This is a genomic window from Streptomyces sp. WMMC500 (genome assembly GCF_027497195.1).
Lineage (GTDB): Bacteria > Actinomycetota > Actinomycetes > Streptomycetales > Streptomycetaceae > Streptomyces.
Genome location: NZ_CP114905.1, coordinates 1,836,422 through 1,850,774, shown reverse-complemented (window position 1 = coordinate 1,850,774; position 14,353 = coordinate 1,836,422). Strand labels below are relative to the sequence as shown.

The following is a 14,353-nucleotide window of genomic DNA, read 5'->3' as shown; positions in this document are numbered from 1 at the left end:
ATTAAATCGAACGGCAACGAGCGTATGGAGGGCGCCGATCGGCGGTCAAGCCCCCGCTCCGGGTGCGTGTGGTGCGTTTCGCCGGGGCGCCGGCACGGCGCACGAGGCGACGGGCGGGACCGGGTGCGCGGCGGCCGGGTACTCCAGCATGAGCACCGAGAGCACCGGGCCTTCGACGGTCTCGTAGACGTGCGGGCCCGCGGCCGGGAAGCAGACGTAGTCGCCGGGGCCGAGCTCGTACGGCGCCTCCGGCGGGCCGACCCGGAGCCGCCCGGAGGTGACGACGACGTGCTCGCGCCCCGGGTGGCCCGCGGAGTGCTGGACCTCGCCGGGGCGCACCCGCTGGTCGTACAGCTCGACGACCGTGTCGGTGAGGTCCATCCGGCGCAGCATCCGCAGGTCGACGGCGTTGCTGCTGAGCACGTCGAGGTCCGCCGAGCGCACCAGCAGCACGTCCGGGTCCGCGCGCTCGGTGAGCAGCGACGACACCGGAACCCCCAGGGCGTTCGACAAACTGAACACCGTCTCGATGGTGGGGTTCCCGGCGCCGGACTCCAGTTGGGACAGCGTGCCCTTGGCGATCCCGGAGGAGCGCGCCAGCCCGGAGAGGGTGAGTCCCGCCCGGGCGCGCAGCGCCCGCAGGTTGGCCCCGAGTACCCGGCCTGCCTCTTCCCGTACCACAGGACCTCCTCGACAGTCGTGCGAGAGGCTACCCCGCGCCCGGCGAGGCGGCGACGGGCTTATTCGCTATTCGCGTATCGTCGTTTTCATTGGTCGGCCCATTGGCGCGGGAGTTGACCCCAATTACCCGTGAAATACGGGCCGTTGTTACTCAGGGGTTGTCGTGTGCATGTCTCGACCCCGTATGATTTCCCCACATCCACCCCCCACTGGAGAAGGAGACCAGGATGGCAGCACATCCGGGTTTCGACCGCCGCGCCCTGCTGCGCGGCGGACTGACCGCCTCCGCGGCCGGCGCGCTCGGGCTCGGCGCGGCGGGTCTCGCACAGGCCGCGCCCAGGTCGGCGACCATGTCCGCGCCCGCCGGGGCCCCCGCCGCGGCGCGCGGCGCCCGCTCGCTCGCGGCGCCGGAGCCGCGCATCTACACCACCGCGGAATGGGGTGCACGGCCCCCGGAAATCGACATCGTCGTCCTCGACCACGTGCCCACGTACATCGTCGTCCACCACACCGCGGAACCGGGCAACAGCGAGGATTACTCGCTCGAACACGCAATGGAAATCTGCCGGTCCATCCAGAACTTCCACATGGACGGCCAGGGCTGGGGCGACACCGGCCAGCAGTTCACCATCAGCCGCGGCGGATACCACCTCGAAGGCCGGCACGAGAGCCTGGACGTCGTGCGCGGCGGCACCCAGCACGTGCAGGGCGCCAACGTCGGCGGCCACAACAGCGAGGTCATCGGCATCGAGAACGAGGGCCTCTACACCGACGTCGACGTGCCCGCCGCGCTGTGGGACTCGCTCGTCGCGATGGTCGCCTGGATCGCCGGCCAGTACGGGCGGCCGGTCGAGAACATCATGGGCCACCGCGACTTCAACTCCACCGAGTGCCCCGGTGAGGTGCTCTACGGCCGCCTGCCGGAGCTGCGCGAGGCGGTGGCCGGGGTGCTCGGCGCCCCGACGCCGGCGCGGCCCGCCGTCTGGCCGCTGCTGCGGCCCGGCGACAGCGGTCCCGTGGTGCGCGCGGCGCAGCACCTGCTGCGTGCCCGCGGGTTCACCGGGCTGCCGGCAGACGGGCTCTTCGGCCCGGCCACGAAGCGGGCCGTGGCCAAGCTCGCCGAGGTGGGCGGCGTCGAGCGGCACTCCTGCTCGGCGGAGTACCACAAGCGCGCCGACGAGACCGGCTACCTGGGCTCGGACATCTGGCCGCTCATCACCCCGCGCGGGCGCGCCGGGACCGGCGAGGTCGCCAAGGCCGTGGACACGCTGCGCGGCCGCGGGCGGCGCGCGCCGTCGGGCCGGGAGCTGAACCCGACGGTGTGGAAGCAGTTGCTGTCCTGACGGCCCGCGCGGGGTTCACGGAATCCCGTGTCCGAACGACACGGCGACCGCCGCGTACGCCCCTCGCGGGCGGCGCGGCGGTCGCCGGCGTTCATCGCCGGCCCGTCACCAGGGGACGGAGCTTGTCGGCGAGGGCCTTACTCGTGACCAACTGGAAGTGAGAGGACAGGTAGAGGGTCTCGTCGGGGCACGTCTGCTCGGGGCTCGTCGTGCCGTCGAGGGCGAACGTCGTCACGAGCTCGCCGGTGCGGGCCTCGAAGACCCGGTAGACGTAGCGCGCGCTCTGGACGTCGACCTCGCCGTCGCCCGTGTTGTTCGCGCCGCCGAGGTAGGTGCAGGTGCCGACGGTCCGGCTCGGGTGCTCCCAGTCGTCGTACTGGCAGACCACCAACCGGGTGTCGTGCTTGTCGAACGCCGGATCCCAGCCGTCGGGCAGATACGGCGGCTCGCTGTCCGCGCCGGGGATCTCGTCCTTGAACAGCACGGCGGGGTGCGGCCCGGGGCCGGCGTAGGCGGGGCCTTCGGGCAGGTACGCCTTCACCTTGCCGGCCTCGAACGGCTCCGCGAAGTCGCAGACTTCCTCGCTGCTCCGTACCACCTGGCGCGGCGGCGGCGGGGGCGTACGCGGCAGCGGGTCGTACGAGGACGTCGGGCTCGGCCCCTTCGCGTCCCCGTCGCCGCCGCCCGCGCTGCACGCGGCCGGCCCGGCCAGCCCGGCGACGGCCAGCAGCACGACCCCGGCCACGCCCCGCCGCACACGCCCCACGATGCCCGCCCTCCCACGCCGCCGACGACCCGCCCGCACGGTACCGCCCCGCGACTGGGACGGGTCCCGGCCGGGTCCTCGGAGTACCGGCGTCAGGTCGTCGGCGCCGGTGGCCACCAGGGGCTTGCGTCCGCGGATCTGCGCCTGTGCGGGGGTGACGAGGTCGGGGCAGGACATGAGGGGGTGTCAGATGCCCGCCCCCTCCCCACGTCGACCGGCCACCCGCCCGTCCACCGGTCCTCCGTGTGCCGGGGTCAGGTCGTGGGCGACGGTGGCCACCAGGGGCTGCGTGCGCGGATCTGCGCCTGTGCGCGGGTGACGAGGCCCGGGTAGGACCTGCCCGGGTACCAGGGCGAGGTCGGCAGCGCGTCGAAGCCCGGTACGTTCTCCATGTACCGCACCATCCGCCGCCGGGTCGCGCGGTCGGGCAGCTCGCCGCGCATCGCGCCGACGTTCTCCGTCAGGTGGTCCGGGTCGGAGGTGGCCGGCAGCACGGCGGTGACGGCGGGGTGTCCGAGGACCCACTTGAGGAAGAACTGCGCCCAGTTGGCCGCGCCGAACTCCGCCGCGAGGCCCGGCACCTCGCGTCCGCCCACCACGTGGTGCAGCCGTCCCTTCTCCAGCGGCATGTTCACCAGCACCGCGACGCCGTTGTCCGCCGCCGCCGGCAGCACGCGCTGCTCCGCGGCACGGGTGCGTACGGAGTAGTGCACCTGGACGAAGTCGACGTCGCCGCGCTCGATCCAGTCGGCCAGCACGTCGAAGTACGCCGGCTCGTGGTGGGTGACACCGATGGCGCGGATGCGGCCCTCGGCCTTCCACGCGTGCAGCATCGGCAGGACGCAGTCCACGTTCACCAGGCTGTGCACCTGAACCACGTCCAGCGGCCGGCCGCGCGCGAGGCGTTCCATGGAACGCTCCAGGCTGGCCAGCGCGTGCGCCTCGTCCCACAGGAAGTCGCCGGTGGACCAGATCTTGTCGGCCACGAACATCCGGTCCTGGAACCCTGCCAGCGCGGCGCCGGTGTTCGCCTCGGCGGCGCCGTAGAGCGGGGAGGTGTCCAGCACCCGGCCGCCCGCCGCGTGGAACCGCCGGACGACTTCGGTGAGGTGGCCGGTGGGCGCGCCCGGGAGGGTGTCGAAGGTGGTGAACGTGCCCAGCCCGACGGCCGGCAGCCGCTCCCCGGTGCCGGGCACCTCCCGGGTGATCAGCTCCCGCGGTCCGGGGGCGCCGGGCCGCCCGCGCGCCCCGGCGGGCGACGCGCCGGCGGCGGTCGCCGCCCCGGCCGCCGCGGCGGCGGCCAGACCGCCGGTGATCCTGAGCGCGCGGCGCCGGGTCGCGCCGGTGGCCGCGGCGGCTGCGGTGGCCGCGGTGGTCGCGGTCGTTCTGCTGTCGCCGGTCGTCATGACCAACTCCCCTCGCTTGCGGTGCACTTGCCGCTCGGAGCGTAAGTCGGGCCCTTGGGAGAATGCACAGACCGGTTTGGTCTGCGGATATACCGTGAAGGTATGTCGCTGGACCTGCGCCTGATGCGCTACGTCATCGCCGTCGCCGAGACCGGCGGGTTCCAGGCCGCCGCCGAGCGGCTGCACATCGCCCAGCCCCCGCTCAGCCGGCAGATCCGCCAGTTGGAGGGCGAGTTGGGGGTCGCCCTCTTCGAGCGCCGGCCGACCCGGCTCACGAACGCCGGGCGCGCGTTCGTCGACGCCGCGCGGGAGACCCTGGCCGCGGCGGAGCGCACCGTCGCCGTCACCCGCCGCGCCGCGCGCGCCGCCACCGGCACCGTGCGTGTCGGCTACGGACCGACCACCGCCCACGCCGAGACGCCCCTGCTCCTCGCCGCCCTCGCTGAGGCGTACCCGGAGGTCACCGTGGAGGTGGTCGAGGCATGGGACCCCGAACTCGTCGACGGCCTGCGCACCGGCGGCCTCGACGCCGCGCTCGGCCGCCACCTGCCGACCCCGCCGGACTGCCGGGCGCTGACGCTGCGCACCGAGCCGTACGCGGCCGTGGTGCACGCCGGCCACCGGCACGCCGGCCGCGGCGCGGTGGCCCTGCGCGACCTGCGCGGGGAGACCTTCCGCTTCCTCGCCCGCGACCTGGCGCCCGGCTACCACGACGCGGTCCTGGCCGCCGTCCGCAGCACCGGCGAGGACTTCCCCGTCTGGCACAATCCCGTCCCCGGGCTGCGCAACCACTTCGGCGTCCTCGCCGACGGCTTCATGCTGCTGCCCCGCTCCGTCGCCGAGCACCTGCTGCCCGGCGCCGCCCGGTTGACGGTCACCGACCCGCTGCCGCCCGTGTCCCTGCAACTGATCCACCGCGGCGGGAAGGACGCGCCGGCCCTCGCGGCGCTGGTCCGCACGGCCCGCACCCTCGCCGCCGCCGAGGGCTGGACCGCCGACGGGACCGGGGACGGGGCCGCGGCGGGCGCCTGACCCACCGCCGCCCCGCCCGACCCAAGCGCTACGCGGGCGGGGAGCATCAAGAAGTGAGCGGCGCATGCCGAGCAGATGCAAGCCCCCGCCGAGGCCCGGCCCGCGGACGACCGCGCGTCCCGCGCCGTTCACCCGGCCGCTCACCTGCGCACAGGACGCCGTCGGCCGCCGGACACCGTCACCCGGTCGCGGACTCCCGGACGCGCTCCCGGCCGCGGCCGGGAGCCCCGCACCTTCATGTCGTTGAAGAATAAATCAGTCCGCTTCGGGCTTTGTCGCCATCCCTTGTACAGAAAATCAAGTCGTCCCCAAGTGCGGCGTTCCATACTGCGGACGCGAGGTGCGAGTCGCTCACACCTCCAGGTAGATCCGCTACGGATCCCGCTGAACCCGCTGCGGGCCGGGGCCAACGGCTCCCGGTTCCGGTCCGCACCGGTGACCGCACGGACGTTCCACGGCCCGGGTGACACGGCCTCGGGACCGGCCGGACGCCACGACCCTCATCCCCGATCCCCCGCCACAGGGCAGTGGCACGGGCGGTCGGGGGCGTACACGTTTTCTCAGTAGTTCGATGGAGGCGACTTTCATGGTGACTCGGCGCAGAGTGCTCGCCGCGGGTGTGGCCGCGGCCGGCACGGGGATGACCGGAGCGGCGCTGGTGCCGCTCGCGACCGCACCGGCCGGGGCCGAACCCGCCGGCGCGGAGCCGGCGGCGAACGCCGCGGCGCCCTTCACCCAGCCCATGCCGCTGCCCACGGTGCTGTCGCCGGTGTCCACGGGCGGCGGCATAGACGTGTACGTGATGACCATGCAACCGGGGACCGCGGAGATACTCCCCGGCATCCAGTCGCAGGTGCTCACGTTCAACGGCGCCTTCCCGGGCCCGCTGATCAAGGCGCGTCGCGGCCGGCCCGTCGTCATCCAGCAGCGCAACCGCCTCGACGTGCCCACGTCGGTGCACCTGCACGGCGGGGAGGTGGAGCCGCAGCACGACGGCCAGCCGATGGAGACCATCGCCCCGGGCGAGGACCGTACGTACTACTACCCCAACACCCAGCCGCACGCCTCGCTCTGGTACCACGACCACGCCCACCACATCGAGTCCGAGAACGTCTACCGCGGGCTGTCCGGCCAGTACCTCCTCACCGACGAGACCGAGGCCGCCCTGCCGCTGCCCACCGGGCAGTACGACCTGCCGATCGCCATCCGCGACGCCAACGTGGACGCGAACGGCCTGCACTACACGATGGGCGACCGGCAGCGCTCCACGATGATCGCCAACGGCAAGGCGTACCCGTACGTCCAGGTCGCCGCCCGCAAGTACCGCATCCGCCTGCTCAACTGCTCCAACCAGCGCTTCATGGAACTGCGCCTGGAAGACGGCGGCGAGATGATCCAGATCGGCTCGGACGGCGGGCTGCTGCCGCGCCCGCACCGCACCACCGCCATCCCGCTGTCCGCCGCGGAACGCGCCGACGTCGTCATCGACTTCTCCCGCTACGCCGTCGGCAGCAGCGTCGTGCTGAAGAACACCGGCGGCTTCGGCAACCCCGAGCTGGTCGGCCAGGTGCTGCGCTTCGACGTCGTCCGCACGGCCAAGGACGGCAGCCGCGTCCCGGACGTCCTCCGCGAGCTGCCCCCGCTGCCGCAGCCGACCGCCGAGCGCACCGTCACCCTGCGGATGGACGAGGACGGCCGGCCGGACCCGCAGGCGTACATAGACGAGAAACTGTACGACCCCGCCCGGGTGGACCAGCAGATCCGCTTCGGCGCCAGCGAGATCTGGACCATCCAGAACCTCAACCAGATCGCCTGGCACAACTTCCACATGCACCTGGTGCAGTTCCGCGTCCTGGAGCGGGACGGCCAGGCGCCGGGCCCGGGCGAGGCGGGGCTGAAGGACACCGTCAACCTGCGGCCGAACGAGACGGTCAGGGTCCAGGCGACGTTCGACACCCACAAGGGCTCGTACGTCTACCACTGCCACATGCTCGACCACTCCGCGATGGGCATGATGGCGACGATGAAGATCGCCTGACGGCCGGCCCGCCGGTGCGCCGGCCGCGGGAGCGTTCCCCGCGGCCGGCGTCGCCCGCCGGCTCAGGGGGCCCAGGGTGCCTCCACCGACCAGGTGGTGTCCTCGGTGAACGTGGCGGGGTCGTCCCAGGGGTGGCCCGCCCCCTGTTTGGCGAGCCACACCTCGGCGTTGATGTGGCGGACGAAGCTGCCGGGGAAGTTCGCCGAGGACAGCCGCACGCCGCCGCCGCCGGGCGCGGGACAGAACGTGGCGTCCTCGCGGAACAGCACCCCGTCGCCCGCCTCGCGGCGCACCCGGTGCTCGCGGTGGCGCAGGTACTCGCCGGGGTAGTTGCGGGACTCGAAGGAGTAGCACTCCGGGTTGCCCAGGCCGCCGACGACCTTCCACGTGGCGTCCTGCTTGAGCAGGTCGCCGCTGGCCGGGGTGACGACCTCGGTGGTGGCGAGGGCGTCCGTGTGGCGCAGGTAGCGGTCGGTGTGGCCGGGTGTCGTCACGCGCAGCGAGACGTGGTCGCCGACGGGCAGCGTGACCGGCGGCGCGGGGTCGCGGGAGGCGGCGATCAGCGCCTCGTTCGCCGCCCGGACGCGCGCGGCGTCGACCTTCACCACCTGCCTGTCGTACGTGAGCAGCCCGTTGACCTCGTTCTCCAGGTCGGTGGTCTCGGTGTAGACCGACGCCGAGAGACCGGCGGGCAGGGAGTGCTCGCGCTGGGTGTCGAGCAGCCCGACGAGGCGGTCGTTGAGCGCGGCCAGGCTCGGCTGGTCCTCGTAGCTGAAGCCGCCGCCCGGGTACCACTCGTGGCCGGGGACCTTGTAGCCGAGGCCGCCGTACTCGCCGAGGACGGCGGCGCGGGTGGCGCTCGGCGGGGTGTTGCCGGGGCCGACGTAGACGTGGTGGTCCACGACGTCGCCGTTGCCGCCGTCCACGGAGCCGCAGCAGTTGACGCCGCTCATGTTGTCGACGAGCCGGGAGGGATCGCGGGCCTTGACCTCGTCGGCGATACGGGCCTGGTCGTACTGCCCCCAGCCCTCGTTCTGGTTCACCCACATCACCAGCGAGGGGGAGCTGAGGTGCTGGTCGATGACGGCGTCGTACTCGGCCGCCCACTGCACGCGCGCCGCGGCGTCCGGGGTCCTGCCGGTGGCCATCGACGGCATGTCCTGCCAGACCAGCAGGCCGAGCCGGTCGGCCCAGTAGAACCAGCGCTGCGGCTCGACCTTGATGTGCTTGCGGACCATGTTGAAGCCGAGGTCCTTCATCGCCTCCAGGTCGTACCTGAGCGCCTCGTCGGTCGGGGCGGTGTAGATGCCGTCCGGCCAGTAGCCCTGGTCGAGGGTGCCGGTCTGGAAGACGAACTCGCCGTTGAGCACCGGCCGCTGGACGCCGTCGACCTCGGCGAGGCCGACGGAGCGCATGCCCGCGTAGCTGCCGACGGTGTCGACGGGGGTGCCGTCGGCGGCGAGGAGTTCGGCCGTCACGTCGTAGAGGAACGGGTCGTCAGGCGACCACAGCCGCGGATCCGGCACGGGTACGGAGAACGCGCCGCCGGCCGGTCCGGTGGCGGTGCCGACGACGGTGTTCCCGTCGCGGACGGTGACGCGCGCCGTGTGGCCGGCGAGCCCCGCGCCGTGGACGGTGACGTCGAGGGAGTCGGTGCCGAGGTCGGGCACCAGGTCGAGCCGGGTGACGTGCGCGGGCGCGACGGGCTCCAGCCAGACGGTCTGCCAGATGCCGGAGGCGGCGGTGTAGAAGATGCCGCCGCCGGGGTGCGGCACGATGTCGTGGTCGCGGCGCTGCTTGCCGACCGCCTGCCCGCCGGCCTCGGTCGGGTCGTACACCGAGACGGTGAGGGTGTTGGTGCCGGCGGTCAGCAGGTCGGTGATGTCGCGGCTGAAGGCGTCGAAGCCGCCGCGGTGCGGCGGGCCGGCCTGGCGGCCGTTGACGAGGACGGTCGTCTCCCAGTCGGAGCCGCCGAAGTTGAGCACGACCCGGCGGCCCGACCAGTCGGCGGGGACGGTGAAGGTGCGCTGGTACCAGAGCTTGTCGTGCTCGCTGATGCGGCGCTGGATGCCGGACAGGGCCGACTCCGCGACGAACGGGACGCGGATCTGCTGGTCGTAGGACTGCGGCGGCCCGGCGTCGCGCCCGGTGACGGCGAAGTCCCAGATGCCGTTGAGGTTGGCCCAGTCGGGGCGGGTGAGCTGGGGGCGCGGGTACTCGGGCAGCGGGGCGTCGACGGGGACGTCGTCGGTCCAGGGGGTGGTCATGGGCGGGGGCTTGGGCGTCCAGTCGGCGGCGGTGGCCGGCTGGGCGGCGGTGAGGCCGGTGCCGAGCAGGGTGAGGACGAGGGCGGCCGCGGCGACACGTAGTCGCCGTAAGGGGGTGGGCACGTTATCCTCCGATTCTTCTGCAACGTTATAAAAATGGTGCACGACGTACGACACCACTTCTGGCGCGGTCGGTCCAGACCCGGGGGAGAAGTCATTGACGTAAACATGACATCGACTCCACTGTGGTAGATATGAAGCGCTTAGCGACGTTTATGTCGACGGCGGCACTTGCAGTCGGCTCCCTGGCCGCCGTCCCCACCCCCGCATCCGCCGCGCAGCCCGTGGCCGCGGCCGCAGAGATCTGCAACGTTTACTGCGACGCCCGCGACCCCGCGCAGGCCACCGGCGACCGCACCGCGGTCACCACCACCCTCTTCTCCCGCACCCTCGCGCTGCACGTGGACGACGACAGCGCCATGGGCTGGGCGACGATCGGCAACGGCAGCCCCGGCGACGAGGTCTGGCTCGACCGCTCCTTCGACGGCGGCCGCACCTGGGCCTCCGGCAGCCGGCTCGGCGACACGAGCGTCCCCGCCGGCCAGCGCGGCTGGCGCACCGGCATGTACAACGTCGACGACTGGGCCGCCCGCGGCGTCGGCGCGCTGCGCGCCTGCGGCAGGGCCGCCGACCGCCCGGACATCGCCTGCACCCCCTGGGCCCGCAGCACCTGGAACGCCTGGGACCGCAGAACCGCCGCCGCCACCGCGCAGATGTCCTTCTACGACAACGCCACCGGACTCTTCGCCACCACCGGCTGGTGGAACTCCGCCAACGCGCTGACCGCCGTGATCGACAACATCCGCGTCAGCGGCATGCGCAGCTACGAGTACGCCATCGCCACCACCTACGACAAGCAGCTCGGCGCCCACCAGGGCCAGTTCCGCAACGACTACATCGACGACACCGGCTGGTGGGGCCTGGCCTGGATCGCCGCCTACGACCTGACGGGGGAGCGCCGCTACCTGGACACCGCCCGCGCAGACGCCGACCACATGGCCGCGTACTGGGACGGCACCTGCGGCGGCGGCGTGTGGTGGAGCCAGGCGAAGACGTACAAGAACGCCATCTCCAACTCCCTCTACATCGAGCTCAACGCGGCCCTGCACAACCGCATCCAGGGTGACACCGTGCACCTGCAGCGGGCGCGCGACGGCTGGGCCTGGTTCCAGGGCACCGGCATGATCAACGGCTCCGGCCTGGTCAACGACGGCATCGACCTGGGCACCTGCCGCAACAACGGCCAGCCGGTCTGGTCGTACAACCAGGGCGTGCTGCTCGGCGCCCTCACCGAACTCCACCGCGCCACGGGCGACGACGCCCTCCTGACGACCGCCCGCCGCCTCGCCGACGCCGCCACCGCGGCCCCGTCCCTGCACACCGCCGACGGCATCCTGCGCGACCCGTGCGAGACGGGCGACTGCGGCGCGGACGGCCCGTCCTTCAAGGGCGCCCACGTCCGCGGTCTGGCCGATCTCAACGCCGCCCTGCCCGACCACCCGTACACCGGCTACCTCGACCGCCAGGCGGACCGCGCCCACGCGGCCGACCGCAACGCGCTCGACCAGTACGGCCTGCGCTGGTACGGCCCGCTGGACAAGACGGACGCGGCCCGCCAGCAGAGCGCGCTGGACCTGATGAACGCCGCCCCGTAGGAGAACCGCCGCGCCGGCCCCGCCCCCCGGTGGGGCGGGGACCCGCGCGGAACGTCCCGGCGCCCTCCCGTGCGCCCTCCCTCGGCCCGCCCGCCGGGAGGGCGCTCACCCGACTGCGGGCGCTGCGCTGGTGCGTCCCGGGCGGGTGACCCAGGCTCGGGGGAGGACTGCGGGAGCGAGCGCACCCCGGGCGTACGGCCGGTGGGAACGGAGCGTGGCTGGGATGGAGACTTCGCCGGTCGTCGCGGGCGTGGACGGCTCCGCGGCGAGCCTCGACGCGGTCGCGGTCGCCGCTCGGGAGGCGAAGCTGCGCGGATGCGGGCTGCGGGTCGTGCACGCGTTCCTCTGGCCGGCCTTCGGCGCCTACCCCGGCTCCGCCGCGATGCTCCCGGGCGACACCGCGCTGCGCGACGAGGCCGAGAAGGTCGTCGCCGACGCCGTGGCGCACGCCCGGGAGACGGCGCCCGGCGTGCGGGCCGACGGGGCCCTCGTGACCGGCGAGGTGGTGCGGGTCCTGGTCGAGGAGACAGAGAACGCGCAGTTGGCGGTGGTCGCCGGCCGCGGCCTCGGCGCGTTCGTCCGGCTGCTCGTGGGCTCCACGGCGGCCGCCCTGTCCGCGTACGGCCACTGCCCCGTGCTCGTCGTACGCGGCGGCGGGCCCGGCCCCGGCGGGCCGGTGCTGCTCGCGGTCGACGGGTCACCCGCGGGGGCCGCGGCCGTCGACTTCGCCTTCGCCGAGGCCGCCCGGCGGGACGCCGGCCTCGTCGCCATGCACGTATGGAGCGCCTGGACCCGGTACTCGCCGCGCGCCGGCAACCCCGCCAGGACCGCCGCGGAAGGACCCGCCGCGGAGGGCGACCGGGTGCTCGCCGAGGCGGTGGCGGGAGCCGAGACGGCGTACCCGGGCGTACGGGCCGAGCGCACCGCCGTCGAGGGCTCGGCCAGGGAGCTGCTGATCGAGGCGAGCAAGGACGCCGGCCTCCTCGTCACCGGCGCCCGCGGCCACGGCGGCTTCGCCGGGCTGCTCCTCGGCTCGGTCAGCCACGCACTCCTGCAGCACGCGCACTGCCCGGTCGCCGTCGTACGCGGTGCGGGCGAGCGGCCGTGACCGGCCCCGGCCGCGCCCCGCCCGCGCTCCCCGCGCGCACCAACCCCGCCCGGAACGGCCCGGAACGGCCCTGACCGGCCCTGACACCCGCCGCACCGACGGCCGAAGGACCTGGAGAGGCACGATGGACACCTCGCTCACCCCCACGGCGCTCGCGGAGCTGCGCGAGCGGCGCCCGTACCCCGCCGTGTCGCTCACGCTGCCCACGCACCGGCGGGCGCCCCGGAACGCCGAGGACTCCGTACGGCTCCGCAACGTGCTGGCCGAGGCCGATCGGCAGCTCGACCGCGACCCCGGGGTGACCCGCGCGGCCCGCGACGAGGTCCGCGCGCAGCTCGCCGCGGCGGCCGACGAGACCGACCTCTCCCGGGCGCTCGACGGCCTCGTCATCTACGCCACCGTGGCCGAGCACCACGTGTACGCCCTCCCGCGCCGCGTCCCCGAACGGGTCGTGCTCGCCGAGTCGTTCCTCACCCGCAACCTGGTGGCCGCCTACGCGGCGCAGCGACCGTACTGGGTGCTCTCCCTGGCCGCCGACCGCGTCACCCTCTGGAGCGGCTCGGGGCAGGACGTCACCGAGGCCACCGCCGGCGGCTTCCCCATGACCAGAAGCCAGGAGAACCCGGACGCGGAGCGCGAGGAGCGGATCGGGGACACCCCCAGCACGTTCCGCGACGAGGAGGTCCGCGCCTTCCTGCGCGACGCCGACGCGGCCCTGCACACCGTCCTCGCCAAGGACCCCAGACCCCTCTACGCCACCGGCGAGGACGCGGCCCTCGCCCTCCTCGCCGAAGCCGGCACCGCCGCCGCGACCGCCGTCCACATCTCCCACGGCGGCCTGGCCCAGGGCCCCCCGGACGCGGTCGCCCGCGCCGTCGCCCCGGCCCTGGAGACCCAGGCGCGCCGGCACGCCGACGCGGCCGTCCGCGCCCTGGACGACGCCGTGGGCCGCCGGGCCTTCGCGGGCGGCGTGGACGAGGTGTGGTCGAAGGTCTCCGACGGCCGCGTCCACCGCCTGGTCGTCGAGGAGAACTACCGCATCACCGTCCGCTCGGCCGGCGACGACCACCTGGTCCCCGCCGAGGACGACAACCCGGAGGCCCGCCACGACATCGTGGACGAGATCGTCGAGAAGGCGCTCGACACCGGCGCGGACGTCACGTTCGTCCCCGACGACGCCCTCGCGGACCACGGGCGGATCGCGGCCGTGCTGCGCTACTGAACGGCCCCGGGGATCTTCCCGCACGGCGAGCGATGACTTTCCGCTGTCGGTGCCGTCGTAAAGGATGACCGCAAGCGGCGGAGGGCCCGCCTCCGCCGAGCCACCACCTCATCGGGAGTTGTCGACTCATGCGCACTCTTGTCAGCACCGCTTTCGTCTCCCTCGACGGCGTCGTGGAAGCCCCGGGCGGCGAGCCCGGGTACCGCAACTCCGGCTGGACCTTCAAGGACGTCGACTTCGTCCCCGAGGCGTACGAGATCAAGGCCCGGGAGCAGGAGGAGTCCGGCGCCCTGATGCTGGGGCGGCGCAGCTACGAGGCGTTCAGCCCGGTGTGGCCGGGCATGGACGAGTTCGCCAGATACCGGGTCCTGCCGAAGTACGTCGTGTCCACCACCCTCGCCGAGGACGACCTCGTCACCGACTGGGGGGACATCACCATTCTGCGCTCGCTGGACGACGTCGCCGCCCTGAAGGAGACCGAAGGCGGCCCCATCATCGTGCACGGCAGCGCCGACCTGAACCACAGCCTCTCCGACGCCGGCCTCATCGACCGCTACCACCTGCTGGTCTTCCCCCTGCTGCTGGGTGCGGGCAAGCGCCTGTACAGCGACACGTCCAGGGACACCCAGAAGCTGAAGCTGGTCGAGCACGAGGTCTACTCCAACGGCCTGCAGAAGAACGTGTTCGACGTCGTCCACTGACTCCCGGCGGTGTACGGTCCGCGCCTCCCCGGACGCGGGCGCGTGACGCGGGCCGTACCGCCGACGGCTTCACC

The 14,353-nt window shown here is 73.5% G+C and carries 11 protein-coding genes; 7 read left to right on the top strand and 4 right to left on the bottom strand.

The genetic code is table 11. From position 1 onward, the window contains the following. Positions 1-45 precede the first annotated feature (45 nt). Entirely contained in the window at positions 46-681 is a 636-nt protein-coding gene (locus O7599_RS07535; protein WP_281621330.1) for an XRE family transcriptional regulator, read from the bottom strand. 227 nt (positions 682-908) lie between these two features. Between O7599_RS07535 and O7599_RS07530 the strand changes: the two genes are divergently transcribed. Next, a complete protein-coding gene (locus tag O7599_RS07530) occupies positions 909-2,024 on the top strand; it encodes an N-acetylmuramoyl-L-alanine amidase (protein WP_281621329.1) in 1,116 nt (371 codons plus the stop codon). A gap of 91 nt (positions 2,025-2,115) precedes the next feature. Here O7599_RS07530 and O7599_RS07525 read toward each other — a convergent pair whose 3' ends face one another. Next, on the bottom strand, positions 2,116-2,790 hold the full coding sequence (locus O7599_RS07525) for a hypothetical protein (RefSeq protein ID WP_281621328.1): 675 nt from the start codon (positions 2,788-2,790) through the stop codon (positions 2,116-2,118). A 254-nt stretch (positions 2,791-3,044) separates the two neighbouring features. Further along, complete coding sequence (locus O7599_RS07520) at positions 3,045-4,196, bottom strand: aldo/keto reductase (protein WP_281621327.1); 1,152 nt, start codon at positions 4,194-4,196, stop codon at positions 3,045-3,047. Between the two features lie 102 nt (positions 4,197-4,298). Between O7599_RS07520 and O7599_RS07515 the strand changes: the two genes are divergently transcribed. Further along, positions 4,299-5,228: a LysR family transcriptional regulator gene (locus tag O7599_RS07515; RefSeq protein ID WP_281621326.1), complete on the top strand. Its 930-nt coding sequence runs from the start codon at positions 4,299-4,301 to the stop codon at positions 5,226-5,228. 586 nt (positions 5,229-5,814) lie between these two features. Then, on the top strand, positions 5,815-7,266 hold the full coding sequence (locus O7599_RS07510; RefSeq protein WP_281621325.1) for a multicopper oxidase domain-containing protein: 1,452 nt from the start codon (positions 5,815-5,817) through the stop codon (positions 7,264-7,266). A gap of 62 nt (positions 7,267-7,328) precedes the next feature. On the opposite strand, the gene O7599_RS07505 is transcribed toward O7599_RS07510, so the two are convergent. After that, positions 7,329-9,656 (bottom strand): AbfB domain-containing protein, encoded by a 2,328-nt coding sequence (locus O7599_RS07505; protein WP_348652591.1) that lies wholly within the window; start codon positions 9,654-9,656, stop codon positions 7,329-7,331. 131 nt (positions 9,657-9,787) lie between these two features. Between O7599_RS07505 and O7599_RS07500 the strand changes: the two genes are divergently transcribed. The 4 genes from O7599_RS07500 to O7599_RS07485 all read left to right on the top strand — a co-directional run bounded on the left by O7599_RS07500 (position 9,788) and on the right by O7599_RS07485 (position 14,279). Continuing rightward, positions 9,788-11,248 (top strand): glycoside hydrolase family 76 protein, encoded by a 1,461-nt coding sequence (locus O7599_RS07500; protein ID WP_281621324.1) that lies wholly within the window; start codon positions 9,788-9,790, stop codon positions 11,246-11,248. 223 nt (positions 11,249-11,471) lie between these two features. Next, positions 11,472-12,356: a universal stress protein gene (locus tag O7599_RS07495; RefSeq protein ID WP_281621323.1), complete on the top strand. Its 885-nt coding sequence runs from the start codon at positions 11,472-11,474 to the stop codon at positions 12,354-12,356. Positions 12,357-12,480: 124 nt separating this feature from the next. Then, on the top strand, positions 12,481-13,578 hold the full coding sequence (locus O7599_RS07490; RefSeq protein ID WP_281621322.1) for a chemotaxis protein: 1,098 nt from the start codon (positions 12,481-12,483) through the stop codon (positions 13,576-13,578). A 128-nt stretch (positions 13,579-13,706) separates the two neighbouring features. Continuing rightward, positions 13,707-14,279 carry a dihydrofolate reductase family protein gene (locus tag O7599_RS07485; RefSeq protein ID WP_281621321.1) on the top strand — a complete coding sequence of 191 codons (573 nt, stop codon included), beginning with the start codon at positions 13,707-13,709 and terminating at the stop codon, positions 14,277-14,279. The last annotated feature ends 74 nt before the right edge of the window (positions 14,280-14,353 follow it).

Bases quoted from the DNA above. Each gene is read 5' to 3' on its own strand.
- O7599_RS07510 (WP_281621325.1), top strand. From the start codon at position 5,815: ATGGTGACTCGGCGCAGAGTGCTCGCCGCGGGTGTGGCCGCGGCCGGC.
- O7599_RS07490 (WP_281621322.1), top strand. From the start codon at position 12,481: ATGGACACCTCGCTCACCCCCACGGCGCTCGCGGAGCTGCGCGAGCGG.
- O7599_RS07485 (WP_281621321.1), top strand. From the start codon at position 13,707: ATGCGCACTCTTGTCAGCACCGCTTTCGTCTCCCTCGACGGCGTCGTG.
- O7599_RS07530 (WP_281621329.1), top strand. From the start codon at position 909: ATGGCAGCACATCCGGGTTTCGACCGCCGCGCCCTGCTGCGCGGCGGA.
- O7599_RS07515 (WP_281621326.1), top strand. From the start codon at position 4,299: ATGTCGCTGGACCTGCGCCTGATGCGCTACGTCATCGCCGTCGCCGAG.
- O7599_RS07495 (WP_281621323.1), top strand. From the start codon at position 11,472: ATGGAGACTTCGCCGGTCGTCGCGGGCGTGGACGGCTCCGCGGCGAGC.
- O7599_RS07520 (WP_281621327.1), bottom strand. From the start codon at position 4,196: ATGACGACCGGCGACAGCAGAACGACCGCGACCACCGCGGCCACCGCA.
- O7599_RS07500 (WP_281621324.1), top strand. From the start codon at position 9,788: ATGAAGCGCTTAGCGACGTTTATGTCGACGGCGGCACTTGCAGTCGGC.